This is a genomic window from Thermococcus marinus, assembly GCF_055389025.1.
In genome coordinates this window covers 729,103-754,759 of the sequence record NZ_AP042417.1, presented here as the reverse complement: position 1 = coordinate 754,759, position 25,657 = coordinate 729,103, and the positions used below count along the sequence as shown (strand labels likewise).

The window sequence follows — 25,657 nt, the reverse complement described above, 5'->3', positions numbered from 1 at the left end:
CTTCAGGGCGGGGAGGAGGTCAGCTCGATGCGCTCCCCCAGGTAAGCCTCAAGCTTTTCCAGTTCCGCCTTCAGCTCATTTTCAAGCCTCAGCAGTTTTTTCTCAAGTTTCTTGACGTCCTCTGCCAGAATGGACAGCTCCCGCTCTATGGCCTGGAACTCGGCCTGAACCTGCGCGGTGTCCCCCAAAATTTCTTCCCGCCTTTTGCTGAGCTCTTCCAGCTTTGAACGAAGGGCTGACATCTCGGAGAGCCTTTCTTCAAAGTTTTCCATCAGCCACTTGGCGGATTTTTGGGCTTTGCCGTCGAGCTTTGGGTACACCGCCTTGAGAAGCGAAAGGAACTCGTCCGGCCTTTCAAGGGCAACCCCGCTGTCCCTGGCGACCTCGTCTGCTATCCCGCCGAGACGCATTCTCTTCAGAGGCTTCTGGAGCTTCGAGACTTTTGAGCGGAGCTCAAGTTCAACCGAGCGGATTTCTTTGGAGATATCTTGGATTTCCCTGTTTGTTTCCACGAACTCCTCGGACGATACAACATACTCAAGATTGCTCCTCAGCTCCTCGAGCTTGCGTGCGAGCCTAGAAATGGCCTCCCTTTTCTCCAGGAATTCCCTGTGGGTCTCTCTGAGCTCCTCAAGTTTTGCAACGACATCAATCTTTGGCGGAATGCTTTCTTCAAGCTCGCTCCTAAACTTGGCGTAGCCCTCAGTGAGCTCCTTCAAAAGGGAGTTGATGGCGTAAACCTCTTTTTCAAAAAGGATTATGACGTGCTTCCCGTAGTCGAAGTGGACTTTCGCCAGATCCTGGAGCCGCTTTCCGAGGTCGTCTATCGTCTGTATGCCCTCAAGGGCGTGCCTTATCGCGTTTACGTAGTTCCTTCTGTCCGTCTCAACTATCTGAAGGAGCTTCTCATCAACTTTCTTTGGGGGCCTGGCCTTTTCGAGCTTCTCAACGGCCTTGAGGAGCTCTTTCTTCTTTTTGCCGAGCCATTTGTCGTACTTTTTCCGGAGCTTTTCGGCCTCTTTCAGGCCCTCTTCACGCCTTAGCTCGTACTCGCGTATTGCTTCGTTTAGCTTCAACATCCATCCATCCCTTAACTTTTCCACGGAGGTATACGCCGACCACAACCGCCAGCGCGACGTCAAATATCGCAAACAGCAGTTTCTGGAAGACGTCTATGTCCGATATCGTCAGTATCGCCAGCGCGTAGCGTGTGGTGAGGTCTACGGTCACCCACAGCGCGGGGGTCATGAGCAGGGCCGAGACGTAGTACCAGATGTGGCGATCCCTCTTGAGGTATGCGTGGATAACCTTGCCACTCACCATCACGGCGATGCCTATGGCAATTGAAGATGAGAGAGCGTTCAGGTAAATCAGCGTCGCCAAGAGGGACGTCCCCGGGTAACTACCAATCAGCTTGAGCGAATAGCTCTCCAGGTTGAGGTACGCGTTAATTGCACCGCTGACGATAATGAGCAGGCCGGAGACAAATGACAGCACTACAATAAACTGCTCAACGACAGCTTGTCTGAGGGCTGTAAATATGTGCCCGGGACTGATATTGAACCCCTTTGAGAAGAATATCCCGCCAATTATCAGAAGGATAGTTCCCCATATCACGGTTGAGACTATCTTTTCGCTCTCGGGGTACCATACACCAACGAGCTTTGCCATTCCGTAGAGCAGAGCCATCAGGCCCGGAATACCGAAGACAACGCGCGCGACCTCGGGGTCGCTCAGGATTTCTTTCATATACTTGGCGATGATGTACCACGTCGTCTCGATGCCGGGGCTCTGCTTGACGACGACGCGGTGGGAGGTTATTATCGGGACTTTGGACGAGATTATCGGGAAAATCTGCTCGTCCTCAGCGCCATCGGTGACAGGAATGACCCCGTCAGCCGGGAAGACCTTAAGGACTTCATCAAGCTGCCTTGCAAGCTCCATGTCGCTCTTCAGGCCGACCTTCGGGTGGCCGGTGATTATCGCAACCTCAACCTCGTCGAACTCCCCCTTCTCCTCAAGCTCGTCCCTCAGCTTAACGGCCGCATAGACGACGTTCGCGTCGCTGTCCTCCGGGTCGGCCAGGCTGAGCTTTAGGGCGGCGTCTAAGCAGGCGTCTCGCCCTATGACGGGCCCCTTAACGCCCGCCTTTTTGCCGAAATCGTCATCACGGTCAATGGCCAGAACGAGAACCCTCATCCTCACCCCTCACCTTGGCCATTACGGATTTGACCTTGTCCTCCATGTGCCTCTCCTTGTCGCGTCTGTCGTCAATCCGCACGGTCGTCGAGACCCTCTCGGCGCCGAGCCTGAACATGAGCTCGTGGGCCTCCTCGATTATTGCGAATGCCTCCTTCACGGTTGGAACCTCTATGATGGTCGCCATCGGCGTCAATTGATACTTAACTCCCTTCCTCTCTAAAAGCTTTACTACCTCTGCAACGTACCGGCTCAGGCTTTTTTCGCCGAGGGGCACGATGACGAACTCGACTATCACCACTTTCGACACCCGACTTATCTTTTTTCGGCAATTTTTTAAACTTTGCGGGAAAGTTAAATAACTCTTTACGCCAAATACCAGTTAGGGTGGTGCTGATGTACAGGATTAAGGACGAGTGGGGCGAGTTCCTCGTCAGGCTCGCGAGGAAAGCCATCGAGGAGTACGTGAGGAACGGAAGAGTAATCGAACCTCCAGAGGACACACCGCCGGAGCTCTGGGAGAAGATGGGAGTCTTCGTGACCCTCAACCGCCACAACGTCCCGCCACAGATGGCGCTCCGCGGGTGCATAGGCTTCCCACTGCCGGTTTATCCGCTGGTCGAGGCGACGATTAAAGCGGCCATTCATGCCGCCGTCGAAGACCCCCGGTTCCCGCCGGTTAGGCCTGAGGAGCTCGACGAGCTGACGGTGGAAGTCAGTGTTTTAACACCACCGGAGCCGGTGGAAGGGCCCCCGGAGGAGAGGCCGAGGAAGATACAGGTCGGCAGGGACGGCCTGATAATCGAGAAGGGTATTTACTCCGGCCTACTTCTCCCGCAGGTGCCGGTGGAGTGGGGCTGGGACGAGGAGGAGTTCTTAGCTCAGACCTGCTGGAAGGCCGGTCTACCGCCCGACTGCTGGCTCGATCCAGATACAAAGGTCTACCGCTTCACCGCGGAGATTTTTGAGGAGGAGTACCCGAGGGGGCAGGTGAGGAGGAAGCCGGTGGTTTAACCCTTTCCCATCTTCGCTATGAAGAAGCTGTTGCAGTCGTGCCTGTGCGTCCACGCGCGGAAGACTTTATCGCCGATTTCGAGGAAGCCCCTATCGCCCCAGCTGAAATCGTAGTCCAGCAGTTCAAGCCCAACTTTTTCAATTGCAAAGAGCACGTTCTCCTCGTCTTCATCAACCCTAATCGAGCACGTCGAGTAGGTCATCTCACCGCCATCGCGGAGGTTCTCGTACGCGTTGCGGAGCATGTTCCTCTGGACGCTTATTATGCGCTTAATTTTCCTCTCGTCAAAGCGCCACTTGACCTCGGGGAACTGCCTGTAGGTTCCGGAGCTTGAGCACGGCGCGTCGAGGATTATCCTATCGAACTTGGCCTTATCCCTGAAGCTCTGGCCGTCCGCGTGAACCAGCTTGACGTTTTTGATGCCCAGAATCTTCATCTTCTCCTTCATGCGCATCAACCTGTCGTAGGAGTAGTCCACCGCGACTATCTCGCCCTTGTTCTCCATCAATGCGGCGGCATGGAAGGTCTTGCTCCCCGGCGCGGCCGCCAGGTCGAGAACCCTCTCGCCTGGTTCCGGGGCCAGAACGTGGGCAACGTAGGCAGAGGCCAAATCTTGAATGACGAACTTCCCCTCTTTGTACCAGTCGAGCCTCGTCACCGGCGTCTTATAGTCAAGAACCTTCAGAACGTCCGGAACGGGTGTTAGGGCTGTTCTCACGCCGTTCTCCTCAAGGTAATCTCGGAGGGAGTCCACGTCGGTCTTGAGGGTGTTCGCGCGGACGTAGTACCTCTGCGGTCGGTTGTTGCTGAGGAGAAGCCTTACCGCTTCGTCATAGCCTAAAAGCTCTATCACGTATTCGACGTACCAGCGCGGGTGGGAGAAGCGAACCGAGAGCCACTCAACTCTATCCCTCTCCTTGAGCCGTTTTAAGGCCCTCCCCACGTCGAACTTCTCTATCGAGTGCATCAGCGCGTTGACGAACTTGGCGCGGGAGAAGTCGAAGCGCTCCTTGACGACGCGGATTATCGAGTCGGTGGCTATGGCCGGAGGGACTTTCCGGAAGTGGATTTCAAATGTCCCTATGCGGAGGAGATTAGCAAGGTAGGGGTCAAGGTCTTCCACCTTCGAACCCTTCAGCACGGAGTTGATTATGAAGTCTATCTTGGCCCTCCACTTCTCAATCTCGAATACGTAGGCGTGAGCCAATCCCCTCGCCTTCTCCCTGTCCTTTCCGGCAACCTTCCGGAAGACCCGCTCAAGGGCGTGCTTCGATGAAAGCTCGCGCTCCTCAACTAAGCTTAGAGCATCGGCCACGACTTCCTGAAAGCTCACCCTGTAAAACAGCTCCATGCTCGGCCCTTCGCGGGGCGCTTTAAAAAGGTGGCGGTGAGGTTTATTAGTCCCGAGTGCAATTTCATAACGGTGGGAGCATGGAAGAGGTTGACAGGCTGGTCTTTAACTTTCCCCTGTTCAAAGACTACCGTGAGAAAGAGCGCTTCCTAAAGGTGATTGGACTGCTCGTAAGCCACCAGATAACGTTTGAGAAAGCCGCAGAGTTGCTCGATATGAGGTTAGATGAACTTGCGTTTCTCCTTGACAAGCTTGGCGTTGAGTACTCCCTTCTCGATGAGGAGGAGGCGAGGCTTGAGAGTGAGAGCGCCCACCGGATTTTGAACAACCTGCGTGGTGAGTTGTCATGATTCTCGATACCGACTACATCACCGAGAACGGGAAGCCTGTGATAAGGGTCTTCAAGAAGGAGAACGGCGAGTTTAAAATCGAGTACGACAGAACCTTCGAGCCCTACTTCTACGCCCTCCTGAAGGACGATTCAGCAATAGAAGACGTGAAGAAAGTAACCGCCAAAAGGCATGGGACGGTCGTGAAGGTGAAGCGCGCCGAGAAGGTGCAGAGGAAGTTCCTCGGCAGGCCGATAGAGGTCTGGAAGCTCTACTTCACGCACCCTCAGGACGTTCCAGCGATTCGAGACAAGATTAGGGAGCATCCGGCCGTTGTGGACATCTACGAGTACGACATACCCTTCGCCAAGCGCTACCTCATCGACAAGGGCCTGATTCCGATGGAGGGCGACGAGGAGCTCACGATGCTCGCCTTCGACATCGAGACGCTCTACCATGAGGGTGAGGAGTTTGGAACCGGACCGATTCTCATGATAAGCTACGCCGACGAGAACGAGGCAAGGGTGATAACCTGGAAGAGGATTGACCTTCCGTACGTTGAGGTCGTTTCGACCGAGAAGGAGATGATTAAGCGCTTCCTCCGCGTCGTCAAGGAGAAGGACCCCGACGTGCTCATCACCTACAACGGCGACAACTTCGACTTCGCTTATCTAAAAAAGCGCTGTGAGAAACTCGGGATAAAGTTCACGCTCGGGAGAGACGGAAGCGAGCCGAAAATCCAGCGCATGGGCGACCGCTTTGCCGTCGAGGTAAAGGGCAGGATTCACTTTGACCTCTATCCAGTCATAAGGCGCACGATAAACCTCCCGACTTACACCCTTGAGGCAGTGTACGAGGCCGTCTTTGGAAAGCCTAAGGAGAAGGTTTACGCCGAGGAGATAACAGAGGCCTGGGAGAGCGGGGAGGGCCTTGAAAGGGTTGCCCGCTACTCGATGGAGGACGCGAAGGTGACCTACGAGCTCGGAAGGGAGTTCTTTCCGATGGAGGCCCAGCTTTCAAGGCTCATAGGCCAGAGCCTCTGGGACGTCTCGCGCTCGAGCACGGGCAACCTGGTTGAGTGGTTCCTTCTGCGGAAGGCCTACGAGAGGAACGAACTGGCCCCAAACAAGCCCGACGAGAGGGAGCTCGCGAGACGGCGCGAGAGCTACGCGGGTGGGTACGTTAAGGAGCCCGAGCGCGGGCTGTGGGAGAACATTGTCTACCTAGATTTCATGAGCCTATACCCCTCAATCATCATAACCCACAACGTCTCGCCGGACACCCTCAACCGCGAGGGCTGTAAAGAGTACGACGTCGCCCCAGAGGTTGGGCACCGCTTTTGTAAGGACTTTCCAGGCTTCATACCAAGTCTCCTCGGCGACCTGCTTGAGGAGAGACAGAAGATAAAGAAAAAGATGAAGGCCACAATAGACCCGCTGGAGAAGAAAATCCTCGATTACAGGCAGAGGGCTATCAAAATCCTGGCGAACAGCCTCCTGCCAGAGGAATGGATTCCGGTAGTTGAGAACGGAAAAGTCAAGCTCGTCAGGATTGGCGAGTTCGTGGATGGACTCATGAAGGACGAAAAGGGAAGGGCCAAAAGGGACGGAAACACTGAGGTTCTTGAAGTCAGCGGAATTCGCGCGGTCTCCTTTGACAGGAAGACGAAGAAAGCCCGCTTAATGCCCGTGAAGGCCGTGATAAGGCACCGCTATTCAGGAGATGTCTACAAAATAACCCTGAGTTCAGGAAGGAAGATAACAGTAACCAAAGGCCACAGCCTTTTCGCGTACAGAAATGGAGAGCTCGTCGAAGTGCCTGGTGAAGAAATTAAGGCTGGAGACCTCCTCGCGGTTCCAAGACGCGTGCACCTGCCCGAGAGGTATGAACGGCTGGACCTTGTTGAACTCCTCCTAAAACTGCCTGAGGAAGAAACGGAGGACATAATCCTTACGATTCCAGCAAAGGGCAGAAAGAATTTCTTCAAGGGAATGCTGAGAACCCTTCGCTGGATTTTTGGGGAGGAAAAGAGACCGAGAACTGCGAGGCGCTACCTGAGACACCTCGAAGGCCTCGGCTACGTAAAGCTGAGAAAAATCGGCTATGAGATCATTGATAGAGAAGGACTCAAAAGGTACAGGAAACTTTACGAGCGCTTAGCTGAGGTCGTTCGTTACAATGGCAACAAAAGAGAATACCTTATAGAATTCAACGCCGTTCGCGATGTTATTTCCCTTATGCCAGAGGAAGAACTCAATGAGTGGCAGGTGGGGACGAGGAACGGCTTCAGAATAAAGCCACTCATTGAGGTTGACGAAGACTTTGCAAAGCTCCTCGGCTACTACGTGAGCGAGGGCTACGCGGGCAAGCAGAGGAACCAGAAAAACGGGTGGAGCTACACCGTGAAGCTCTACAACGAGGACGAGAGAGTTCTTGATGACATGGAGAACCTCGCGAGGGAGTTCTTTGGAAAGGCCCGGCGCGGAAGGAACTACGTTGAAATCCCAAGGAAGATGGCTTATATAATCTTTGAGAGCCTCTGCGGCACCTTGGCCGAGAACAAGAGGGTTCCAGAGGTAATTTTCACGTCGCCGGAAGACGTCAGGTGGGCGTTCCTTGAGGGGTACTTCATAGGAGACGGGGACGTCCACCCGAGCAAGAGGGTCAGGCTCTCAACGAAAAGCGAGCTCCTTGCAAACGGTCTCGTCCTTCTCCTCAATTCGCTCGGCGTTTCAGCGGTTAAGCTCGGGCACGACAGCGGAGTTTACAGGGTCTACGTGAACGAGGAACTTCCTTTCACGGGGTACAAAAAGAAGAAAAACGCCTACTACTCCCACGTTATTCCAAAGGAAGTGCTTGAGGAAACGTTCGGTAAGGTCTTCCAAAGGAATATGAGCTACGAAAAGTTCCAAGAGCTCGTTGAGAGTGAAAAACTCGAGGGGGAGAAGGCCAAGAGAATAGAATGGCTTATCAGTGGGGACATCATCCTCGATAAGGTCGTGGAAGTCAAAAAGATGAACTATGAAGGCTACGTCTACGACCTGAGCGTTGAGGAGGACGAGAACTTTCTGGCGGGCTTTGGATTCCTCTACGCGCACAACAGTTACTACGGCTACTACGGCTACGCCAAGGCCCGCTGGTACTGCAGGGAGTGCGCCGAGAGCGTGACCGCGTGGGGAAGGGAGTACATAGAGACCACAATTCATGAAATAGAGGAAAAGTTTGGCTTCAAAGTGCTTTACGCAGACACTGATGGATTTTTTGCCACAATACCAGGAGCAGATGCAGAAACTGTGAAAAAGAAGGCCAAGGAGTTCCTCAAGTACATCAACGCCAAACTGCCCGGCCTGCTCGAACTTGAGTACGAGGGCTTCTACGTGAGGGGGTTCTTCGTCACGAAGAAGAAGTACGCGGTCATAGACGAGGAGGGCAAGATAACCACGCGCGGGCTGGAGATTGTGAGGCGTGACTGGAGCGAGATAGCGAAGGAGACGCAGGCGAGGGTTCTTGAGGCGATACTTAAGCACGGTGACGTCGAAAAAGCAGTCAGGATAGTCAAGGAGGTGACCGAAAAGCTGAGCAAGTATGAAGTCCCGCCCGAGAAGCTCGTAATCCACGAGCAGATAACACGCGATTTGAAGGATTACAAAGCCACAGGTCCACACGTTGCAGTAGCAAAGCGCCTCGCGGCGAGGGGAGTGAAAATCCGTCCTGGAACGGTGATAAGCTACATCGTCCTAAAGGGCTCTGGTAGGATAGGCGACAGGGCGATTCCGGCTGACGAGTTCGACCCGACGAAGCACAAGTACGACGCCGAATACTACATCGAAAACCAGGTTCTTCCCGCCGTTGAGAGGATTCTCAGGGCCTTCGGCTACAGGAAGGAGGATTTGCGCTACCAGAAGACGAAGCAGGTGGGTTTGAGCGCGTGGCTGAAGCCGAAGGGAAAGAAGTGAAAGCAAACCACTATCAACCTTTTTCATTTATTTTTTCCAGCACCTTTAGAATCCCCTCAACGCTCGGCACCTCAAAGCCCCTCTCGTGGATTTTCCTGGGCTCTTCAGCCTCAGGATTAATCCAGACCCCCCACATTCCTGCCCTCAGCGCACCCTCGAAGTCCTCGGCGTAGGTGTCCCCGATGTGAATCGCCTCCCCCGGCTTCACGCCGAAGGTCTCCAGCGGCTTTCCGAACATCTCCGGCATCGGTTTGTAGGCGAAAACCTCGTCGGCGAAGAAAGTCCTGTCTATGAAGCCCATCAGCCCGAAGCGCTCCAGCAGGAGGCGCGTGTATGAGCCCGGCCAGAACATCACGTTGCCGGTAACCGTGACCGTTAGGCCCTTCTTCTTGACACCCTCAAGGGCCTTCTTCGCCCCCGGAAGGACTATCTCATCGCCGACGTTGAGGGTAGCCCTCGCAGCAGCCCTTCTCACAATCTCGATGTCCGTTCCTAGAAGCTCAGCCAGCATCTCTTGGCTCTCCTCAAGGGCCCTTGCCGGGTCTCCAGTGGTCTCTGCCCTCATGCGCTTTATCCTCTCGCGGGTGGCAATCATCCCCTCGACGACGTCGACGATGCACGTCCCCATAAGCTTGGACAGCTCAACGGCCATCGCGTCGAGCATGACGTTGATGTCCAAGAGGGTGTTCCAGACGTCGAATGAAACGAGCTTCATCTCCACCACCGGTCTGAATTCCCCGCCGGAAATTAAAAACTCAACGGCCCCTCTCCCTCCATGCGAGGTATGTGAGACCCTCCATGAGGCCCGCCTCTCTCAAAACTGCCTTGAGGTTCCTGAAGCGGGAGCGCATGACGAACAGCTCGTAGAAGCCCTCAAGGTTGCCCCAGTGGCCGTAGGCAGAGAGTGCGAGGTACATTACCTCCTTCGGCCTGAGCTTCCTCCCGAGGCTCTCATTTAGGGCCCTGAGCCCCGGTTTTATCTTCTCAAGCAGACCCTCCCTCGATATGAGGTGGAGCATCAAGTCCTCGACTGTGGGCTTTTTCCACTCTATCAGCTCGTCCTCAAAGGGGAGACCGATTATCAGCGGAATCACTTCGGTTTTTCCGACGAGGTAGCCGAGGGGAGTTTTCTGATGCTCGAACCCGGAGAGCTTTCCGGCTATGGACGCCAGGGCCGCCTCCCTGTCCTCATCTATGTCTATCGCCACGCCGAGCCTCTCGACCGTGAAATCAAAGACCTCCATAGCCCTGAGGAAGTTGCCGAGGTTCCTTATCACCCCGGAGTTGCCCTCACTGGGGATAACCGCGAGAAAAACACCGTCCTCGCGCCCCAGCAGGTCGAAGTTGTCGCGCTCAAAGACCCGCTCAATAAAGCGCAGGCTGTAGGGGACTTCCCGGCTCTCTCTGAACTCGAAGAGCTTCTTGAAGACGGCCTTGAAGAACTTGGAGTCGGTCTTTCCCTCGACGAAGAGGACGCCCGTCCGGGCGTTTTCTCCGGAAAAACCGCCGCGGACGTCGAAGTCGAGGTACTTCCTCAGCTCATAGACCTCTTTGAGGGTCAGGCTTTTGCTCGTGTCGGAGTATATCAGAACGTTTTCATCGCCCTTCCTGAACTTCCAGGCGATTAAGTCAACCAGCTCAAGGCTCGCTGTAACGACGGTCTCATCTCCCGTAAGGGAGTTCACGAAATCGGCGAGCTCGTCCCTGTTCTTTTGGTATTCGGGGAACAGAACGGCGTTTTCACCAGCAAAGCCTTCCCACTTTTTTCCGGTTATTAACTTCATTCACTTCACCATATCCACTGTTATTGCTCCTATCACGGCGAAGGTGCTTACGAGTATGGTCGCGTTGATGTACTGGCCGGGAGTGAAGTGCGCCAGGCCGTTTATCCCATAAATGTATATCAGAACGGCGGATATGAAATATGATATCCCCGTGACAGTCAGGAGCCTCTTGGGGATGTGGAAGAGCTCCTCCTTCTTCAGGTTCCCTATCCTGGATTTAACTATGAACAGGTATGCCAGGCCGAGAGTCATAAGGAATACCAGAAAGGAGCGCTCGATTGATATATCCTTGGCTATGTCCCAGAGCTCCGCCGTGAAGAGGAACGGGAGGGCGAAGGTAACGGCACCGACTATCTCCTGCGCAATGTCGTCCCAGCCGAGCTTATCCGGGGCATTCCTGGCTTCGTTTTCTCTCTTTAGCTCCTCGATACTCGAGTACAACTCCTCAAGACGCATCTCCATTCTCGCCTGCCGCTCTTCGTCAATCCAGTGCTCAGGTTTGGGGCTCATCATCTCATCAGCATTGGATTCACTCATCATCGCGAGAATCACTTCACGGGGGAGGTTATAAAGGTTAACAATACGGAAAACAAAACCAGGACTCCAAAGGGAAAACATAAAGAATCAAAGGCGGAACTGCTCCACGTTCTCGCGGAGCTCCCGCGCTATCTCCTTGAGCTTCCTGGCCTCTTCGCTCAGGGCCTCTATCTCAGCCCTCTGCTCCTGCATCGCCGAGCTGACCTCCTCGGCAGAGGCGGTTGTCTCTTCGGCGCTCGCGGCGAGGTTCTCAAGGGCCCTAAGGGCCTTCTCGACTTCCTCCTTCGTCCTCTCGGCCTGCTCCTTTACCTCAGAGACCCTTTCGCCTATCGAGCCAATCATCTCCGCTACGTATCCGAGGTAGCCGAGGCTCTCCTTGAGGGTCTCGGTCGAGTTTGAAACCGTGTCAACGCCTTTCTTCGTTTCCTCAACGGCCCTCCTGACCTTCTCGTCCATCTCGGCTATGATTTCGCGTATTTTCTCGGCGGCCTCCTTGCTCTCCTCGGCCAGACCGCGGATTTCCTGGGCAACTACCGCAAAGCCCTTTCCTGCGTCCCCAGCACGTGCCGCCTCTATCGCGGCATTCAAAGCCAGAAGGTTCGTCTGCTCGGCGATGTTCCCTATCGTCTGGGTTATCTCACCTATCCTCTTGCTCATCTCACTTACAGCCCTCACCGCCTCGTCAATGAAGTCCATCGAGCGCTTGATGCTCTCAACGTCCCGTATGGCCTCGTCACCCTTCCGTCCACCCTCAGATGCCGTCCTCGTTACATCCTCCACGGCCTTCTCGAACTCCTCCATTATGCTCGAAGTTTCTTCGGTAACCTGGGCAACGAGGCGCATTCCCTCGGTAATCTCGTTGATGCTCTCCTGCTGTCTCTGGGCTTCGACGCTGACCTGCTCTATGGCCTCGCCAACCTGCTCCATCGAACCGCGAACGTTTTCAGCAATCTGCGCCAGTTCGCTTGCCTGCTGGTCGAGTAACAAACCGATGTGGCGGATGTTGCCTATCAGCGTCCTCATCTTAGCCGATGTCTCGCGCAGAGCCGTTATTATTTCCATCAAATCCCCCTTGGCCTCGACACTCAAGCCGTTGCTCAGGTCACCCTCAGCGAGGCGTTCGAGCTTCTGGATGACGCCGTTGAGGGTTCCAATAACGTCGCGCGAGATTGCCTCAAACGCGGTAAGGAGCTTTCCAATCTCATCGTCGCGGTAGGGGTAGTCAATGGAACCAACGAGCTCCTTTGCCTCCTCGAGCCTGCCCTGGGCTATCAGCTCCGCTGCGTTCGTGAGCTCTTCTATTGGCTTCAACGCTTTTCTGAGGTACTGAACGCCCGCGAGCACGAGGCCGAAGGCTATAAGCGAGGCAAGGCCGATGCTGAAAATGAGGTTCTTCGAGGCCTCGGACTTAGCGTTGTCAAGGGATGTCACCAGTGCACCGATAAGCTCGTCTTCTGGGGCAACTGCAACTATCGTCCAGCCGGTAACCTCGCTCCTCGCGAAGGCCATCACCATGGTCTTTCCGTCGAGTTCAGCCTCAACGACGCCCTTCTCATTGCCCTTCACCGCACTGGCGAGCCCGGAATACTTTTCATCGGTAAAGATGTTCACACTGCCAATAAGCTCAGCGTTGGGGTGAATTACAACGGTTCCGTTGTGACTTATGACAAAAAGATAACCGGTCTCGCCGATTCTGGTGGAAGTCATTTCCTTGTGGAGGGCTGAGAAGTCAATATCAACACCCAGAACGCCCTTCAAATCACCGTTGTAGTAGACGGGTGTTATGTAGCTTATGACAGTCTTGTTCGTGATTATGTCTGTGTACGGCTCCATCCAGAACTGGCCCTCCTCTGCGGCCCGCTGATACCAAACAGATTTCGTCGCGTCGAAATCCTGAGGAAGCTCTGCTGGAGGGACTATCTCCAGCCTCCCATTCCTATCGGCGTAATAAGCATTTATTATGGAATCGTCCGAGGCCTTGAGTTCATTCAGCTTCTTCTTAACGATGTTCCAGAAATTATCCGTCTGCGAGTAGTGGGGTATGTATTCCTCCATCATATACTCGGTTCCTATTGCACTGGCATAAGAATCCGCCACAAGCTTAAGGGGGTGGAGCCTTTCGTCTATCATGAGGGCGTACTTCTCGCTCTCAAGGAGGGCAATCTTCCTGGCCTGCTCCCTCATCGTCGGTCCCATTGTTTTCTCCATCGAGGCCCCCATCGCTTCGATTCCCCGAATTTGTGCAAGTGCCATGATGAGCATTATGACTATGGCAGTCCCAAAAACGACCAGGTACAACTTTTGTCTGAACCTCAAAGCCAATCACCCCACGGGCACACTGTCACCACCTAATGAGAAATAATACATGAAATTTTTTAAGCGATTTGTGTAGGACATTGTGTAGGTTCGAACCACCAAACAAAGATGAAAACAGTCCGAACCTGCTTAACGTTTTTAAGCTGAAACCTCAACCTTAGCCGGGTGAGAAGATGGCGGTTAAGGACTGTCCTGAGTGCCACGGGACTGGAAAGGTAAAAGCAGGCGAGAAGGAGTGCCCCGTTTGTGAGGGATGGGGCTACGTTCCGGCTGATTTCAAGATAGGAGACAAGCTGAAGGGTTACAGGAACCTGGACTACCTTGGTGTTGAGGACGAGGTAGATGAAATACCCTGCCCTGAATGTCACGGCAAAGGCACCGTCCCGGTTTACGAGACCTGTCCGACGTGCGGTGGGACAGGCAAAGTGCTCGTCTGTGACATCTGCGGCAAGATAAAGGAGCCCTGGGAGCCCGGAATGGAGACCACATGGGTCTGCCCGGACTGCCTGAGGAAGTACAAGGTCGTTTACATCCTCGACAAGACCTGTGATTACGAGGACGTTGAGGTCGGAAGCCTCTACAAGGGAACAATTGACAGGGTAGAGCGCTTTGGCGTCTTCGTCAAGCTTAACCCACACGTCGTTGGCCTGATAAAGAGAAAGGACCTCCTCGGCGGGAGAGAGTACAAGCCCGGCGACGAAATCATCGTCCAGGTCCTTGACGTGAGACCAGACAAGAGGGAGATAGACCTCATCGAGTCCCCGCAGAGGCACTACAAGACAGTTGTCGTTAAGAAGGAGCTCCCGGTTACCCCGATAGCCGAGCTCAGCAAGGACATGGCCGGCAAGACCGTGAGGGTGCAGGGTAGGGTTACCCAGATACAGGTCACCGGCGGACCGACGGTCTTCACGATAACCGACGGAACCGGAATAACCTGGGCGGCCGCCTTTGAGGCGCCGGGCGTTAGGGCGTACCCGAACATAAACGTCGGCGACATCGTGGAAGTGGTAGGGAAGATAGCGTTCCACTCCGGCGAAATCCAGATAGAAGTCAGCGACATGGCGAGGCTCTGGGGCCCCGATGCGGCGAGGGTTAAGCAGCAGATAGAGGCCGAGCTCGACAAGCGCGCCCAGCCGCAGGACGTTGGCTTCCTCGTCCAGAGCGAGGTCTTAGAGAAGCTCAAGCCGAAGATTATGAAGGCCGCCTTCATGATAAGGCGCGCCATCTACGAGGGCAGGCCAATCCTTTTAAGGCACCACGCCGATGCCGACGGCTACACCGCAGGGCTTGCCCTCGAATATGCGATAGTCCCGCTGATAGAGAGCATCTCCCCAGACCCGCAGGCCAGGTGGAAGCTCTTCAAGCGCAGGCCCAGCAGGGCGCCGTTCTACGAACTGGAGGACGTTCTCAAGGACATAATCTTCATGGTCGAAGACCACGAGAAGTTCGGCGACCCTCTCCCCCTCGTCGTGATAGTGGACAACGGAGGAACGAGCGAGGACATTCCTGCCTACAAGAGAATAAAGGCCTACGGCGTCCCGATAGTTGTCATAGACCACCACGACCCGCGCGAGTGGGTTAGCGAGGACAAGGCCAAGGTCGATGACTACGTTGACGTCCACGTCAACCCGCACCACATAAAGCGCGGCTACTACGAACTCACCGCGGGAATGCTTGCAACTGAAGTGGCCCGCTTCATCAACCCAGGGGTCGAGGACAGGATAAAGCACCTGCCAGCGATAGCCGGGACCGGCGACAGGAGCAAAGCTCCAGAGTTCTACCAGTACCTTGAGATAGCGAAGAAGGCTAAGGGCCTTACCGAGGAAGACCTGAAGAAGATCGCCGAGGTCATAGACCACGAGGCCTTCTACTGGAAGTTCATGGACGGACACGGCATAATAGACGAGATTCTGCTCCTCACGGGCAACCTGCAGAGGCACCGCCAGCTGATAAACGCGATTTACCCGGAGGTCAAGGAGAAGCAGGAGAAGGCCCTGAAGGCGTCCCTGCCGCACGTCAAGAGCGTCGTCCTGCCGAACGGGGTAAGGTTCAACACAATAGACGTGGAGCTCTTCGCACCGAAGTTCAGCTACCCGAGCCCGGGCAAGCTCTCCGGCCTCATCCACGACCACTTCAAGGAGAAGTACGGTGAGGACTCGCCGATACTCACGCTCGCCTACGGGCCGGACTTCGCGGTTGTCAGGGCCAGCGACGGGATGGCAGCATACAACTTCGACCTCAACGCCATAATCCCGAGGCTCCAGGAGAAGCTACCCTCTGCTGGAATCGAGGGTGGCGGCCACAGCTACGCAGGCTCGATAAAGTTCTTCGAGGGCATGAGGAAGGAAGTCCTTGAGGAGTTCGCCAAGGAGATAGTGAAGCTGAAGAAGGCCTGAGGCCAACCTTTTTAACCCCCTCTTTCATATTCCACTCGGTGAAGGCTTTGAAAGTGGTTCTTGAAGTAACTTTTAGGATGGGTGGAGTCAGCTTCCGCGGTACAAGGTGGGATGGCGAAAACCTCGTTTTCGAGTTTGAAAGGCTTGGAGATGCGTTCATTCAAGTTTTAAGCGACCAGAGGGTCGAAGCCGATGTCGAAAAGACTCCGAAGAAAGTCCTCATCGAGCTGAAGACGAAAGAAGGGGACAAGGTCTTCGAGGCCTTCGAGAGGGACGGAAGGTACATGGCGGCCGAGCTTTGAATTTAGAGCTTTGAGACGAACCCGTTTTGTTTTTCCACCGTTCATGTTTACCCGCAGAACTTGGCCAACGTTTTAAAAGGCATTGCCCAATATCCTACGGTGATGCCCATGTTCATGGCCGAGTTCAAGCTCAGGTTTGGAGACAGAAAGTGGTACGTCAGGAGGATTATAGAGGCCTCTTCTCTCCAGGAGGCCGAGGAGAAGGCCAGGCGCTACGCCGAGCTTATGAACAGGGGAGAAGTAAAGTGGGAGTTCAGCTACGTCATAGAGGCAAAGAGGCCCCTCATAGTCGGCGACGAGGAGCTCAAAAAGCTGAGCTGAGTTCTCCGGCCAGGTTTCTTCCCATTATTCTTCTCACTTCTTCAACGTCCTTTGTGTGACCGAGGACATACATCAGCTTTACGAGCGTCGCTTCCTTCGTCATGTCCCCCGCTGGTATGACGCCTGCCTCAAGGGCCCTTCTTCCGACCTCGTAGCGAGTGAGGTCAACGCCTCCGTAGAGGGCCTGCGTCGTCATCACAACCGGCTTCTCGCCGGCGACCCTTGAGACGGCCTCGAAGAGGTTCCTTCCGCGGTAGGGGATTCCTCCCGCACCGTAGCCCTCAAGGACTACCCCGTGAGCCTTCTCCGCAACCGCCAGGAAGACTTCTGGGGAAAGGCCTGGTGTTAGGCGTATGTGGACAACGTTCGGGTCTATCCTAGGGTCAAAGGAAGGCTCTCCCTCTGGTAGCTCAGGCCTGTGTCTTACCACGACTTCCTCGTCCTTGACGTAGGCGATGTCCGGGTAGTTGATGCTCTGGAAGGCGTTTAGGCCGAGAGAGTGCACCTTTGAGACCCTCGTGCCCAGCATAATTTTGTCCATGAAGGCGACGTATATCCCAGGAAAGCCCTTCATGGCGAAGGTCAGGGCCGTTTTCAGGTTTCTGGGAGCGTCGCTGTTGGGCTCCGTAATTGGGAGCATCGAGCCCGTCAAGACGACTGGAATTGGGACGTGCCTGAGCATGAAGCTCAGAGCGGAAGAGGTGTAGGCGAGCGTGTCGGTCCCGTGGGTTATGACGATGCCATCGTAGTCGCCAAGGCTCTCAAAAACAGCTTTTCCAATCGTCACCCAGTCCTCTGGCTGGATGAGCGTGCTGTCGAGGTTGAGTATGTCACGCGTCTCGATTTTAACGCCGTTTCCGCTTATCCCAGCGAGCTCAAGTATCTCTCTCGCGGTAAGCTTGGCCTTGTAGCCCTTCTCGGTTCTCGCGCTCGCGATGGTGCCGCCGGTACCGATGATGAGGATTCTCACTCCGACCACCGGAAGAGATACGCTCAGCAGTTTTTAGTCTTTTTGACGGGAAATGAACAAAAATAGACGGGAAAAATTGACAGAATGTCAATCAAACTGGAGAAGAATGAAGGCAAGGAAGGCCATAGCGGAAGCGAAGAGGAAGCTGTACGTTAGGGAGTAGGTGTTCCAGAGGTAGCCGGCTATAAGGGACGCTGGAAAGGCAAAGACGCCGACAACGGTGTGGTAAGCGCCTATGACAGTCCCCTTCTCACCCTCCCCCGCCAGCTCCGCCATGTAAGCCCTGGGCACTGTGTCCATCACCGCCATGTGGAGGCCATAGAGAATGAAAGCGACTACGAGGAGGGGCAAGCTCTGGGCAAAGGCGAAACATATGCTTGCAAGGGCAGACAGCAGGAAGCCAGCGCCGATTAGCGCCTTCTTGCTGACCCTGTCAGAGTAAACGCCTATCGGGTACGCGGAGAGGGCGTAGATGAGGTTGAAGAGGGCGTAAAACGCCGAACCCTGCAGAACCGTGTAGCCGAGCTCCTCGGCCTTCCAGAGGGTGAAGGCGTAGCTGTACCTGCCGAGGGTTCCTAAGGCAACAACAGCGAGAAAGAGCTGGAGGGAACGGCTCCTCAGTGATGAAACACCCGCTATTTTCTTTTTTACCTCACCGCCCCTGTCCTTCACGAAGAGGGCGATTATGATAAGTGAGATAATCCCGGGAACGGCCGAAATCAAGAAAATCCTGCGGTAGAGCACCTCCTTGGGCAGATATGAGAGAAGGCCGAGCAGAAGGACGGCAATGAGAGGGCCGGCGACTGCTCCGAGTGTGTCCATCATCCTGTGAAAGCCGAAGGATTTGCCTGTCTTCCCGTTGCTGGACTCCGCGATGAGCGCGTCGCGGGGGGCGGTTCTTATCCCCTTTCCCGTCCTGTCGAGGAGCCTCAGCGCGAGGAAGTCAAGCCAGCCCTGTGTGAATGCGAGAGCGCCCTTGGCGACCGTAGAGAGCGCATAACCCGTGAAGACGAAGACCTTCCTCTTCCTGAAGCGGTCGCTGAAGTAGCCGAAGACGACCTTGAAGAGCGAGCTCGCGCTCTCGATGAGGCCCATTATAGAACCGCCCGCGAGCTTCCCGACCTTGAGAACCTCGGTCAGATAAGCGGGAACGATTGGCGCTATCATTTCACTGCTCATGTCGTTGAGGAAGCTGACGAGGCCAAGGAGAAAGACGTTCCAGCTGATTCCGAAAACCTTCCGCTCCTTCTCCATATTTACTCCCCCAGAAGTTCCTCGCAGAGCTCCCTTAACTTTTCTTTCCCTTCTTCCAGAGCAGTTAAGCCCGCGTCGGTTATCGTGTAGACCTTAACCCTTCTCCCGTTCCTGATTTCTTCCCTGCTCTCCAGAAGCCCCTTTTTCTCCAGCTCGTGCAAGAGGGGGTAAATCGTGCCGGGACTAAGTTTGTAACCGTGTCTTCCCAATTCCTTCATCATGAAGCTACCGGTAATGCCCTCCCTGGCATGGTGGAGGACATGAAGGGTCAGGAAGTCGCGGTACTTCATATCGAACACCGATATCGAACTTTGATATTTGAGTTTAAAAATTTTTAGTTCACTCGAGCACGTGCTTTTCGAGGACGTAGCAGTGGAAAGTCCCCTCAAAGACTTTCTCGTTCTTCTCGTTGAAGACCTCGGCTTTAACGAGCTTCTTCCTCCGGGAGGACGCTCCGTCCCCCACACCCCCTTCAGATTCCTCCATTATTTTGGCCCTGGCCACAAGCTTTTCGCCTGCCCTCACGGGCTTGAGGAACTTCACTTCGGCCTTTCCGAGCACAACTGTGGGCTCGTTTACCGCGAGCATCGCCGCGTAGTCGGCCAGCCCGAACGTGAAGCCGCCGTGGACGAGGCCGTACTCGTCAACGGCCATCTCCTCCGTTGTCAGGAGCTCAACTTCGGCTTTTCCGGGCTCTATCTTTACCGGCTTTCCGACGAGCCTCTCCGAGGTGCGCCTGTGAGTCCTCTGCTCCATTTCCAACACCAAAAGTTTATCTATCCCCGTGACATAAAAAGATTGATGGCCATGCACCCGCTGGAGGAAGCAGTCCAGGTCAAGGGCTCAACAGAGTTCACGAGGAGCGAGCTGGTCGGGATACTCACCTTCAGGCTGAGGCGCTTCTCGGTTAGTGAGGCGAAGGAACTCATAGAGGAGTGGCTGGAGGAGGGCCTGCTCGAGGAGCGCGAGGGGAAGCTACACGTGAAAATCGAGGCCCTCGAAAAAACGGAAAAGCCCGAAGACCTTCTGGGAGAGATGGTTGTCCATATAGCTAGGGCCCTCGGGTGGAGCGAGCTCGAGGTAATGGAGGGAATAAAGGCACTCCGCGAGCGCTACGGAGACCTTGATGAACGGATTTTGGCTTACCTCTTCGGCCTTGAGAAGGGCGTCGACATGTCAAAGTTCAAGGACAGGCTTGACGTCTGAACTCTAAACTTATTAACACCTTTCACGGTTCTCAATATGGGGGATGCCCATGTCCGAGGAGGCACTAATCGTTGTTGACATGCAGCGGGACTTTATGCCAGGGGGAGCCCTGCCCGTTCCCGAGGGAGACAAGATAATCCCGAAGGTCAACGAGTACATACGGAAGTTCAGGGAAAAGGGAGCGCTCATCGTGGCGACGCGCGACTGGCACCCGGAAAACCACATCAGCTTCAAGGAACAGGGCGGGCCGTGGCCGAAGCACTGCGTTCAGGGGACGGAGGGAGCTGAGTTCGTCGTCGAGCTACCCGAGGACGCGGTGATAATCTCCAAGGCCACCGAGCCGGACAAGGAAGCCTACTCCGGCTTCGAGGGAACGAATCTCGCCGAGATTCTGAAGGAGAAGGGCGTCAAGCGCGTCTACATCTGCGGTGTTGCGACTGAGTACTGCGTTAAGGCCACCGCCCTCGACGCGGTGAAGCACGGCTTTGAAGTCTACCTTTTGAGCGACGCGGTCAAGGGAATTAACCCAAAGGACGAGAAGAAGGCCCTTGAGGAGCTTGAGAAGGCCGGCGTGAAGATTCTGTGAACCTTTTCCATTCTTTCAGGAGGACAAGGAGGACGTTGAGGACTATCGGGCCGATTATGAGACCCTTCAGGCCCATTGCCCACGTGCCCCCAAGCATTCCTACGAACACGAGGGTCTCGTCGAGCTCCGTGTCCCTCGCGACCATCATCGGCCTTATCGTGTAGTCCGGCATCGGGGAGACGAGGAAGAAGCCGTAGAGCGCTATGCCAACGGCGTGGAAGTAAGCCCCGTTGATTGCAAAATATATCGCTCCGGCCAGCCAAATCATCCAGCCCTCAAAGAGCGGGACAAATGAGAAGGCAAACGTCAAGAAGCCGGCGACTATGGCGGTGTAGAGGTCTGAGACGCGAAAGATTATGAAGCCGATTGTCATCAGGATTCCCTTGGCCACGTTGAGGAGAAGCCATGCCCTGATGAGCGCTGAGAGCGTTTTGTTCACGCTCGTCAGAATTTCCTCACCGAGCTCGCGGTTCTTCTCGGGCAGGAGGGCGTATATCTGGGCCCGGATTTCCTCCCCGTAGGCAAGGGCGTAGTAGTAGGTGAAGAAGAACACGAGGAGCTGGAGCAGGTAGGAGGGCAGGGAGAACGCCTGCTCGGAGAGGTAGTCCGCTATTTTCGGAACGACCTGGCCCTGGAAGTTCTGGAGGAACTGGAGAACGTCCTCCGGGAGCGGAAGGGTAAGGAGCCAGTTGAAAGCCCCTACAACGCTGTCATAGAAGGACATGGCGACTTGGACTGATACAAGGAGGAGATAAAGCGTCAGAAATCCCCCAACGAGAAGAACCGAGAGACTTATCAGGAGGGCGGAGCGCTTATTTCCGAGCCTCGGCGAGAGCCTCCGCTGAAGCGGGTAGAAGGCGTAGGCAAGAACGAACCCGAAGAACAGGGGCGTCACAAGAGGGTGGACTACCCTCCACGCAACGTACAGAATAACTGCCACGACCGCGCCCCAGACCAGTTCCTCTGCCCTCATTTCAGAACGTTTATTAAAACGTCCTATAAAAACCCGTCGGTGGGAACATGGAGGAGGCACTCATCGAAAGGTTCAACTCCTACATTGAGAGGGGCGAGAGGCTGATGGGCGAGAGCAGGTACGACGAGGCCTTTGAGGCCTTCCTCGACGCCCTGAAGGCCCTCGGCGTCCTGATAGTCTACAGGGAGACGGGGATGCTCGTCCCGGCCGAGAGGCTGGTGGGCTTCCTTGGAAAGTACCCGGAGCTTGAAGAAGCGGTGAAAAAGTATTCATCGCTGACGGGAAATGAGGAGACGGCAAGGTCTTTAAGGGAGGAGCTGGAGAAACTGAAGGGGATGATGAGTTTGCCGAGTTCCGAGCGGTGACGAGACTCAGCCTCTGACCCAGAGCGAGCCAATACCGCCAACGCAGAGGGAGGCCGTGTTTGCTAGAACCCTGGCAAAGCCCTTCCCTGCCCTGAGCCGGACGAGAACCCTGCCCTTTCTCGTCAGGAAAAGCAGCTCAACACGGCCAGAATGGAAGCTCACCTCTGGAGAGCCCCTCAGGTAGAGCGCCCCGTGCTCCCGCTTCCCCCAGAGGGAGCTTACCTCTATTGATTTTCCAGAGAAGAACAGGGAGAGCTTCACACCGTCGGGGGTTATGGGTCTGCCGTCGAGATAGACCCTGCCCCGCGCCGTCCCGAGGTACAGGGAGTTTGAGAGGCTGTCCACGTACTTCCCCAAAGCTTCATAAATCGTGTCGTCCATTGGCCCACACCAAGAGAGTTAAAGCGGGGTCGTATATTGGTAATTGGTCGTTACCGGTGATCACCATGAGGATTGTTGCGGCTGACACTGGCGGAGCACTCTTAACGGAGGAGTATGAGCCTATTGGCCTGATAGCAACTGCGGTGGTGCTCGTCGAGAAGCCCTACAGGACGGCGACACTCAGCAGGGTGAGGTACGCCAACCCCTTCGATTACGACATGAGCGGCAGACAGGCGATAAGGGACGAGGCCTTCCTTGCAGTGGAGTTCGCGAGGGAAGTCAAGCCCGACGTCGTCCACCTCGACTCCACCATAGGAGGGGTGGAAGTCAGAAAGCTCGATGAGCCCACCATTGATGCTTTGACAATAACGGACAGGGGAAAGGAAGTCTGGAAGGACCTTGCCAAAGACCTGCAACCCCTCGCCAAGAAGTTCTGGGAGGAAACCGGGATAGAAATAATCGCCATCGGCAAGTCCAGCGTCCCGGTCAGGATAGCGGAAATTTACGCAGGCCTGTACACCGCCAAGTGGGCCATTGAGTACGCTAGGAAGGAGGGAAAAGCCATCGTCGGTCTCCCCCGCTACATGAAGGTGGACATTCACCCCGGAAAAATCTACGGAGAAAGCTTAGACCCGCGCGAAGGCGGCCTCTACGGGGAGATTGAAGCGGAGACGGAAGGGGTTGGCTGGGAGCTATACCCGAACCCGCTCGTTAGGCGCTTCATGGTTCTTGAGGTGTGGAAGGAGTAAGGGCTTTAACTTCCCCCTCCAATGTTTATTGGGTGGTCATATGCCAGTCATTACTATCAGGGTGAATGTCCCCAAAACACTGACCCCGAAGAACTGAAGAGGCTCTTGGAGCTTGAACTGCCTCGCAAAGAGCTTGTAAAGGAGAAAAAACGACCAAAGGGCGACTTCAGAAAACTTAGGAGGATTTTGGGAAAGGCGGAGTTTGGGGAGCTTAAGGCATACGAGCTGGAGGCTGAGTTCAGTGATCTATATTGACGCGAACGTCATGTACAGCTACCTCTTTGAAACGCCGATTAGCGAAAGTGCTGAGCGAATAAACCGTCACCTTCTTCTCCAAATTGTTGCTCCTATAAACCCTGCCAGGAATCCGATGGAAGCGTACATCACCGCAGGGGCGGTTTGAGAGTTCTTCCCGGAGTTATAGGAGATGCATGTTGTGTTGCTCCCCCGTGTGGCGTTGATGGTTGATTTTCCACATTCAACGGGTGAGAATACTGTGAAGTTCTCTGCAGGTTTAACGTTCAGTTTGTCCCATGCCTCGGGGTTGTAGGTGTATCTGAGGAGCTTAATGACTCGGTAATCTCTGACATTGCCGGTGTAGATGAGTTCCGGTTCATGGCGTGTCCAGCCGGTCATGTTGAGAAGCAAAATGCTGTACGGAGGTATATCACGGGTATCTGTGGTGTTGTACAGAAATTGGGCGGCATAAGTGCCATTTTCCCTCTGAACCACTGTGGTCACGTAGTAGTGGAAACTGCATGTGTCTCCGCTCTTTTCTGGAATTGCCCAGATCTGCAGGTTTCCCAGGTATGCTACGGTCAGGTTGGGGACGACGGGACGGCAGAAGCTCGCACCCTTTTCGAGATCGGGATAGCAGTATTCAACAGGCGCCGTGACAAATTCAACTTCCCCTGGCGAATATCCAAGCCCACCTTGGATAATTGCTTCTGAAACGTTCCACGAGAATGCTACCCAGGACGGGTTCTGAACGCTGACGCTCACCCATGCAAATCCCGTGTTAAAGTTATAAACACTTCCATTTAACATGGCAGATTCCATGGGCTCCCCTATGTATGGGTTTAAGGGGTGAAGGGCGAGCTTGTTAGCCGGTTCTATACACGACCGGTTTAGGATATAAAAGCTGTATTGGTAGGGATATGCAGTGCCTTCATCCCATTGTATGCTCGGAATAGGGGCTGGTAGCCCCAGATACCACAGATCCTCGCCCTCATAGATGATTCTATCTCCCTCGGAGTACTGGATGAACGGATACGAAAAGGGATACGCAAACCGGTGAGGATACACGAGATAAACGCCACTCACGTTGATGTAAAACAGATACGTGTTCTCAAACAGACTCTCGTACGCTCCGTAGTCTGGGTCGTAGGAGTAGGGACTTTTCAGTTTTTCCAGCCCTCTGGAGGTGTAGTTTTCCAGCATCTCGGTGGCGTTCATGTAGTAGCTGAGTACGAACTCCCTGGTTAAAGTCAGATTCATTGGGAGAGGTGGTATGTAACCGGCAACGCCTACGATGACGAAGGCATCGTCTTCCCCCACCACTGCAGCTGACTTTATGAACAGGACGTCCGGGGGGCCACAATCCTTTGAGGCGACGACATCCGGGGTTGGCAGGGTATATTCGAGGAGCACAATGAAAATGATAAGAAAACCAAAGACGTTGTTCCTTTTTGCCATGGTAGGCACCTCTATACGTACCCTGGACATTTATCCCTGAGCACGTATAAATTACTTACATTGACATCAAAGTAATATGCTCTATCTTGAAGTTTATTGGCGTACTTGGTATATTCACAAGCCTTTTTGAGGCTTTCCGAGCTTCCCTTTACTGCTCCGTCACATTCCAGTTCCATGTAGATATTATTCATCTTGTGGTACTCCCTGAGGTACTCGATGACGCCTTCAAACCAAACTCGAAGACTAACCTTGCCATTATCGTCTCTCAGTATAGTCTTTTTCTGATAATAATTTGGTTGAATGAAAATTTTGGTGAAGTGCTTGGAGAGTTTGGGGATGTCAGTGTGATCAACTATGTAGTGTATGCACTTTATCTTGTTTTCATACATGCTCATAAGTTTTTGGAAATCTTCACTGTTTTCTGAGATGTGGAGATATGGAATCCATATAAGTTGGAGGCCCCATGTTTTTACTTGGTCTGAAATCTCCTTAACATAATTCATTGGGGTGATGCCATTTGAAACCTGCCAGGGATACTCGTAATACCAATAGAAACCCCTTAACAGCCCGCTTGTATTGAGATACACTCCTTCAATCCATCCGAGGAGATAATCCAATGGGGGAATCTCTTTATGTTTTACAGGAATCTCTGCGATGTATGGTATGGGGGCGTACCCATCGGCTCTTAATCTTTCAGATATTTTTGTCCCGACGTGTTCTTCAAGCCACTTCCCAAAGTTACCTCCATTCTTTAATCCCTCAGTAAAAGTTGTGCCGTATGGCATGTTGCCGTACCTATTGTTCTTCCCACTTGTATGCAATGCTATCAGGTAATCGAACCCAAGCTCACAAAGAGCGCCCGTTTTATTGGTTGGGAACGTTTGGTAATTCCCACCATATGGCATATAATACCATAGACCATATTTCGACATAATATCACCCTGTCGTTTGTATAATATACTACTTAAAAAA

The 25,657-nt window shown here is 54.2% G+C and carries 27 protein-coding genes; 11 read left to right on the top strand and 16 right to left on the bottom strand.

Annotation, left to right across the window (positions count from 1 at the left end; genetic code table 11):
- Positions 1-2: 2 nt before the first annotated feature.
- Genes ACZ5ER_RS03995 through ACZ5ER_RS03985 form a run of 3 tightly spaced genes read right to left on the bottom strand, consistent with a single transcriptional unit; the run spans position 3 to position 2,500 of the window.
- A complete protein-coding gene (locus ACZ5ER_RS03995) occupies positions 3-1,079 on the bottom strand; it encodes a hypothetical protein (protein WP_464934856.1) in 1,077 nt (358 codons plus the stop codon).
- Entirely contained in the window at positions 1,033-2,199 is a 1,167-nt protein-coding gene (locus tag ACZ5ER_RS03990; RefSeq protein ID WP_464934855.1) for a DUF373 family protein, read from the bottom strand. Before ACZ5ER_RS03990 ends, ACZ5ER_RS03995 begins: the two co-directional genes overlap by 47 nt.
- Positions 2,174-2,500 carry an MTH1187 family thiamine-binding protein gene (locus ACZ5ER_RS03985; RefSeq protein WP_050002720.1) on the bottom strand — a complete coding sequence of 109 codons (327 nt, stop codon included), beginning with the start codon at positions 2,498-2,500 and terminating at the stop codon, positions 2,174-2,176. The genes ACZ5ER_RS03990 and ACZ5ER_RS03985 overlap by 26 nt, the downstream gene beginning before the upstream one ends.
- Positions 2,501-2,595: 95 nt before the next feature.
- Here ACZ5ER_RS03985 and ACZ5ER_RS03980 point away from each other — a divergent pair, with 95 nt between their 5' ends.
- The gene (locus ACZ5ER_RS03980; protein WP_050002719.1) at positions 2,596-3,213 is read left to right on the top strand and encodes a TIGR00296 family protein; all 618 of its coding nucleotides are present in this window, start codon (positions 2,596-2,598) and stop codon (positions 3,211-3,213) included.
- Here ACZ5ER_RS03980 and ACZ5ER_RS03975 read toward each other — a convergent pair.
- The gene (locus ACZ5ER_RS03975; protein ID WP_464934853.1) at positions 3,210-4,565 is read right to left on the bottom strand and encodes an RsmB/NOP family class I SAM-dependent RNA methyltransferase; all 1,356 of its coding nucleotides are present in this window, start codon (positions 4,563-4,565) and stop codon (positions 3,210-3,212) included. The genes ACZ5ER_RS03980 and ACZ5ER_RS03975 overlap by 4 nt on opposite strands.
- Before the next feature lie 80 nt (positions 4,566-4,645).
- Here ACZ5ER_RS03975 and ACZ5ER_RS03970 point away from each other — a divergent pair, with 80 nt between their 5' ends.
- Both ACZ5ER_RS03970 and ACZ5ER_RS03965 read left to right on the top strand, forming a co-directional pair.
- Positions 4,646-4,915: a hypothetical protein gene (locus tag ACZ5ER_RS03970; RefSeq protein ID WP_050002717.1), complete on the top strand. Its 270-nt coding sequence runs from the start codon at positions 4,646-4,648 to the stop codon at positions 4,913-4,915.
- A complete protein-coding gene (locus tag ACZ5ER_RS03965; protein ID WP_464934852.1) occupies positions 4,912-8,850 on the top strand; it encodes a DNA polymerase domain-containing protein in 3,939 nt (1,312 codons plus the stop codon). Before ACZ5ER_RS03970 ends, ACZ5ER_RS03965 begins: the two co-directional genes overlap by 4 nt.
- A gap of 13 nt (positions 8,851-8,863) precedes the next feature.
- Here ACZ5ER_RS03965 and ACZ5ER_RS03960 read toward each other — a convergent pair whose 3' ends face one another.
- The 4 genes from ACZ5ER_RS03960 to ACZ5ER_RS03945 form a co-directional block, all read right to left on the bottom strand.
- The gene (locus ACZ5ER_RS03960) at positions 8,864-9,565 is read right to left on the bottom strand and encodes an HAD family hydrolase (RefSeq protein ID WP_464935095.1); all 702 of its coding nucleotides are present in this window, start codon (positions 9,563-9,565) and stop codon (positions 8,864-8,866) included.
- Between the two features lie 40 nt (positions 9,566-9,605).
- Complete coding sequence (locus ACZ5ER_RS03955; RefSeq protein ID WP_050002714.1) at positions 9,606-10,634, bottom strand: DUF3226 domain-containing protein; 1,029 nt, start codon at positions 10,632-10,634, stop codon at positions 9,606-9,608.
- Positions 10,635-11,174 carry a DUF2391 family protein gene (locus ACZ5ER_RS03950; RefSeq protein WP_169741389.1) on the bottom strand — a complete coding sequence of 180 codons (540 nt, stop codon included), beginning with the start codon at positions 11,172-11,174 and terminating at the stop codon, positions 10,635-10,637.
- 84 nt (positions 11,175-11,258) lie between these two features.
- Positions 11,259-13,487 carry a methyl-accepting chemotaxis protein gene (locus ACZ5ER_RS03945; protein ID WP_464934851.1) on the bottom strand — a complete coding sequence of 743 codons (2,229 nt, stop codon included), beginning with the start codon at positions 13,485-13,487 and terminating at the stop codon, positions 11,259-11,261.
- Between the two features lie 173 nt (positions 13,488-13,660).
- Here ACZ5ER_RS03945 and ACZ5ER_RS03940 point away from each other — a divergent pair, with 173 nt between their 5' ends.
- The 3 genes from ACZ5ER_RS03940 to ACZ5ER_RS03930 all read left to right on the top strand — a co-directional run bounded on the left by ACZ5ER_RS03940 (position 13,661) and on the right by ACZ5ER_RS03930 (position 16,506).
- Complete coding sequence (locus ACZ5ER_RS03940) at positions 13,661-15,883, top strand: OB-fold nucleic acid binding domain-containing protein (RefSeq protein WP_464934850.1); 2,223 nt, start codon at positions 13,661-13,663, stop codon at positions 15,881-15,883.
- Positions 15,884-15,930: 47 nt separating this feature from the next.
- Positions 15,931-16,185, top strand: a complete 255-nt coding sequence (locus tag ACZ5ER_RS03935; RefSeq protein WP_050002710.1) for a hypothetical protein — start codon at positions 15,931-15,933, stop codon at positions 16,183-16,185.
- 108 nt (positions 16,186-16,293) lie between these two features.
- Positions 16,294-16,506 (top strand): hypothetical protein, encoded by a 213-nt coding sequence (locus ACZ5ER_RS03930; protein WP_050002709.1) that lies wholly within the window; start codon positions 16,294-16,296, stop codon positions 16,504-16,506.
- Here the strand turns inward: ACZ5ER_RS03930 and ACZ5ER_RS03925 are convergent.
- The 4 genes from ACZ5ER_RS03925 to ACZ5ER_RS03910 form a co-directional block, all read right to left on the bottom strand.
- Positions 16,490-17,476 carry an asparaginase gene (locus ACZ5ER_RS03925; RefSeq protein ID WP_464935093.1) on the bottom strand — a complete coding sequence of 329 codons (987 nt, stop codon included), beginning with the start codon at positions 17,474-17,476 and terminating at the stop codon, positions 16,490-16,492. The genes ACZ5ER_RS03930 and ACZ5ER_RS03925 overlap by 17 nt on opposite strands.
- Positions 17,477-17,563: 87 nt before the next feature.
- Positions 17,564-18,730, bottom strand: a complete 1,167-nt coding sequence (locus ACZ5ER_RS03920) for an MFS transporter (protein WP_050002707.1) — start codon at positions 18,728-18,730, stop codon at positions 17,564-17,566.
- Positions 18,731-18,732: 2 nt separating this feature from the next.
- The gene (locus tag ACZ5ER_RS03915) at positions 18,733-19,020 is read right to left on the bottom strand and encodes a PadR family transcriptional regulator (protein ID WP_050002706.1); all 288 of its coding nucleotides are present in this window, start codon (positions 19,018-19,020) and stop codon (positions 18,733-18,735) included.
- A gap of 49 nt (positions 19,021-19,069) precedes the next feature.
- A complete protein-coding gene (locus ACZ5ER_RS03910) occupies positions 19,070-19,486 on the bottom strand; it encodes a PaaI family thioesterase (RefSeq protein WP_464935092.1) in 417 nt (138 codons plus the stop codon).
- Between the two features lie 51 nt (positions 19,487-19,537).
- Here ACZ5ER_RS03910 and ACZ5ER_RS03905 point away from each other — a divergent pair, with 51 nt between their 5' ends.
- The gene (locus ACZ5ER_RS03905) at positions 19,538-19,936 is read left to right on the top strand and encodes a DUF2240 family protein (protein WP_464935091.1); all 399 of its coding nucleotides are present in this window, start codon (positions 19,538-19,540) and stop codon (positions 19,934-19,936) included.
- Positions 19,937-19,985: 49 nt separating this feature from the next.
- Positions 19,986-20,522 carry a nicotinamidase gene (locus ACZ5ER_RS03900; RefSeq protein ID WP_050002703.1) on the top strand — a complete coding sequence of 179 codons (537 nt, stop codon included), beginning with the start codon at positions 19,986-19,988 and terminating at the stop codon, positions 20,520-20,522.
- Here ACZ5ER_RS03900 and ACZ5ER_RS03895 read toward each other — a convergent pair.
- Positions 20,458-21,495, bottom strand: a complete 1,038-nt coding sequence (locus ACZ5ER_RS03895; protein WP_464934849.1) for an AI-2E family transporter — start codon at positions 21,493-21,495, stop codon at positions 20,458-20,460. The genes ACZ5ER_RS03900 and ACZ5ER_RS03895 overlap by 65 nt on opposite strands.
- A gap of 47 nt (positions 21,496-21,542) precedes the next feature.
- Between ACZ5ER_RS03895 and ACZ5ER_RS03890 the strand changes: the two genes are divergently transcribed.
- Positions 21,543-21,860 carry a hypothetical protein gene (locus ACZ5ER_RS03890; protein ID WP_050002701.1) on the top strand — a complete coding sequence of 106 codons (318 nt, stop codon included), beginning with the start codon at positions 21,543-21,545 and terminating at the stop codon, positions 21,858-21,860.
- 6 nt (positions 21,861-21,866) lie between these two features.
- Here ACZ5ER_RS03890 and ACZ5ER_RS03885 read toward each other — a convergent pair whose 3' ends face one another.
- The gene (locus ACZ5ER_RS03885; RefSeq protein WP_050002700.1) at positions 21,867-22,241 is read right to left on the bottom strand and encodes a hypothetical protein; all 375 of its coding nucleotides are present in this window, start codon (positions 22,239-22,241) and stop codon (positions 21,867-21,869) included.
- Between the two features lie 65 nt (positions 22,242-22,306).
- Here ACZ5ER_RS03885 and ACZ5ER_RS03880 point away from each other — a divergent pair, with 65 nt between their 5' ends.
- Both ACZ5ER_RS03880 and ACZ5ER_RS03875 read left to right on the top strand, forming a co-directional pair.
- Positions 22,307-22,990 carry a DUF4152 family protein gene (locus ACZ5ER_RS03880; RefSeq protein ID WP_464934848.1) on the top strand — a complete coding sequence of 228 codons (684 nt, stop codon included), beginning with the start codon at positions 22,307-22,309 and terminating at the stop codon, positions 22,988-22,990.
- Between the two features lie 21 nt (positions 22,991-23,011).
- Positions 23,012-23,245 carry a hypothetical protein gene (locus ACZ5ER_RS03875; protein ID WP_050002698.1) on the top strand — a complete coding sequence of 78 codons (234 nt, stop codon included), beginning with the start codon at positions 23,012-23,014 and terminating at the stop codon, positions 23,243-23,245.
- A 66-nt stretch (positions 23,246-23,311) separates the two neighbouring features.
- Here ACZ5ER_RS03875 and ACZ5ER_RS03870 read toward each other — a convergent pair whose 3' ends face one another.
- Together ACZ5ER_RS03870 and ACZ5ER_RS03865 are read right to left on the bottom strand one after the other, a co-directional pair.
- Positions 23,312-24,685 (bottom strand): hypothetical protein, encoded by a 1,374-nt coding sequence (locus ACZ5ER_RS03870; protein WP_050002697.1) that lies wholly within the window; start codon positions 24,683-24,685, stop codon positions 23,312-23,314.
- Between the two features lie 11 nt (positions 24,686-24,696).
- Positions 24,697-25,617: a DUF4855 domain-containing protein gene (locus ACZ5ER_RS03865; protein WP_050002696.1), complete on the bottom strand. Its 921-nt coding sequence runs from the start codon at positions 25,615-25,617 to the stop codon at positions 24,697-24,699.
- Positions 25,618-25,657 lie beyond the last annotated feature (40 nt).

What these genes read in the sequence shown, in the direction of transcription:
- ACZ5ER_RS03995 (WP_464934856.1), bottom strand. Translation starts at nt 1,079, where the DNA reads ATGTTGAAGCTAAACGAAGCAATACGCGAGTACGAGCTAAGGCGTGAA.
- ACZ5ER_RS03990 (WP_464934855.1), bottom strand. Translation starts at nt 2,199, where the DNA reads ATGAGGGTTCTCGTTCTGGCCATTGACCGTGATGACGATTTCGGCAAA.
- ACZ5ER_RS03980 (WP_050002719.1), top strand. Translation starts at nt 2,596, where the DNA reads ATGTACAGGATTAAGGACGAGTGGGGCGAGTTCCTCGTCAGGCTCGCG.
- ACZ5ER_RS03975 (WP_464934853.1), bottom strand. Translation starts at nt 4,565, where the DNA reads ATGGAGCTGTTTTACAGGGTGAGCTTTCAGGAAGTCGTGGCCGATGCT.
- ACZ5ER_RS03970 (WP_050002717.1), top strand. Translation starts at nt 4,646, where the DNA reads ATGGAAGAGGTTGACAGGCTGGTCTTTAACTTTCCCCTGTTCAAAGAC.
- ACZ5ER_RS03965 (WP_464934852.1), top strand. Translation starts at nt 4,912, where the DNA reads ATGATTCTCGATACCGACTACATCACCGAGAACGGGAAGCCTGTGATA.
- ACZ5ER_RS03960 (WP_464935095.1), bottom strand. Translation starts at nt 9,565, where the DNA reads ATGAAGCTCGTTTCATTCGACGTCTGGAACACCCTCTTGGACATCAAC.
- ACZ5ER_RS03955 (WP_050002714.1), bottom strand. Translation starts at nt 10,634, where the DNA reads ATGAAGTTAATAACCGGAAAAAAGTGGGAAGGCTTTGCTGGTGAAAAC.
- ACZ5ER_RS03950 (WP_169741389.1), bottom strand. Translation starts at nt 11,174, where the DNA reads ATGATGAGTGAATCCAATGCTGATGAGATGATGAGCCCCAAACCTGAG.
- ACZ5ER_RS03940 (WP_464934850.1), top strand. Translation starts at nt 13,661, where the DNA reads ATGGCGGTTAAGGACTGTCCTGAGTGCCACGGGACTGGAAAGGTAAAA.
- ACZ5ER_RS03930 (WP_050002709.1), top strand. Translation starts at nt 16,294, where the DNA reads ATGTTCATGGCCGAGTTCAAGCTCAGGTTTGGAGACAGAAAGTGGTAC.
- ACZ5ER_RS03920 (WP_050002707.1), bottom strand. Translation starts at nt 18,730, where the DNA reads ATGGAGAAGGAGCGGAAGGTTTTCGGAATCAGCTGGAACGTCTTTCTC.
- ACZ5ER_RS03915 (WP_050002706.1), bottom strand. Translation starts at nt 19,020, where the DNA reads ATGAAGTACCGCGACTTCCTGACCCTTCATGTCCTCCACCATGCCAGG.
- ACZ5ER_RS03910 (WP_464935092.1), bottom strand. Translation starts at nt 19,486, where the DNA reads ATGGAGCAGAGGACTCACAGGCGCACCTCGGAGAGGCTCGTCGGAAAG.
- ACZ5ER_RS03905 (WP_464935091.1), top strand. Translation starts at nt 19,538, where the DNA reads ATGCACCCGCTGGAGGAAGCAGTCCAGGTCAAGGGCTCAACAGAGTTC.
- ACZ5ER_RS03900 (WP_050002703.1), top strand. Translation starts at nt 19,986, where the DNA reads ATGTCCGAGGAGGCACTAATCGTTGTTGACATGCAGCGGGACTTTATG.
- ACZ5ER_RS03895 (WP_464934849.1), bottom strand. Translation starts at nt 21,495, where the DNA reads ATGAGGGCAGAGGAACTGGTCTGGGGCGCGGTCGTGGCAGTTATTCTG.
- ACZ5ER_RS03890 (WP_050002701.1), top strand. Translation starts at nt 21,543, where the DNA reads ATGGAGGAGGCACTCATCGAAAGGTTCAACTCCTACATTGAGAGGGGC.
- ACZ5ER_RS03885 (WP_050002700.1), bottom strand. Translation starts at nt 22,241, where the DNA reads ATGGACGACACGATTTATGAAGCTTTGGGGAAGTACGTGGACAGCCTC.
- ACZ5ER_RS03880 (WP_464934848.1), top strand. Translation starts at nt 22,307, where the DNA reads ATGAGGATTGTTGCGGCTGACACTGGCGGAGCACTCTTAACGGAGGAG.
- ACZ5ER_RS03875 (WP_050002698.1), top strand. Translation starts at nt 23,012, where the DNA reads ATGTTTATTGGGTGGTCATATGCCAGTCATTACTATCAGGGTGAATGT.
- ACZ5ER_RS03870 (WP_050002697.1), bottom strand. Translation starts at nt 24,685, where the DNA reads ATGGCAAAAAGGAACAACGTCTTTGGTTTTCTTATCATTTTCATTGTG.
- ACZ5ER_RS03865 (WP_050002696.1), bottom strand. Translation starts at nt 25,617, where the DNA reads ATGTCGAAATATGGTCTATGGTATTATATGCCATATGGTGGGAATTAC.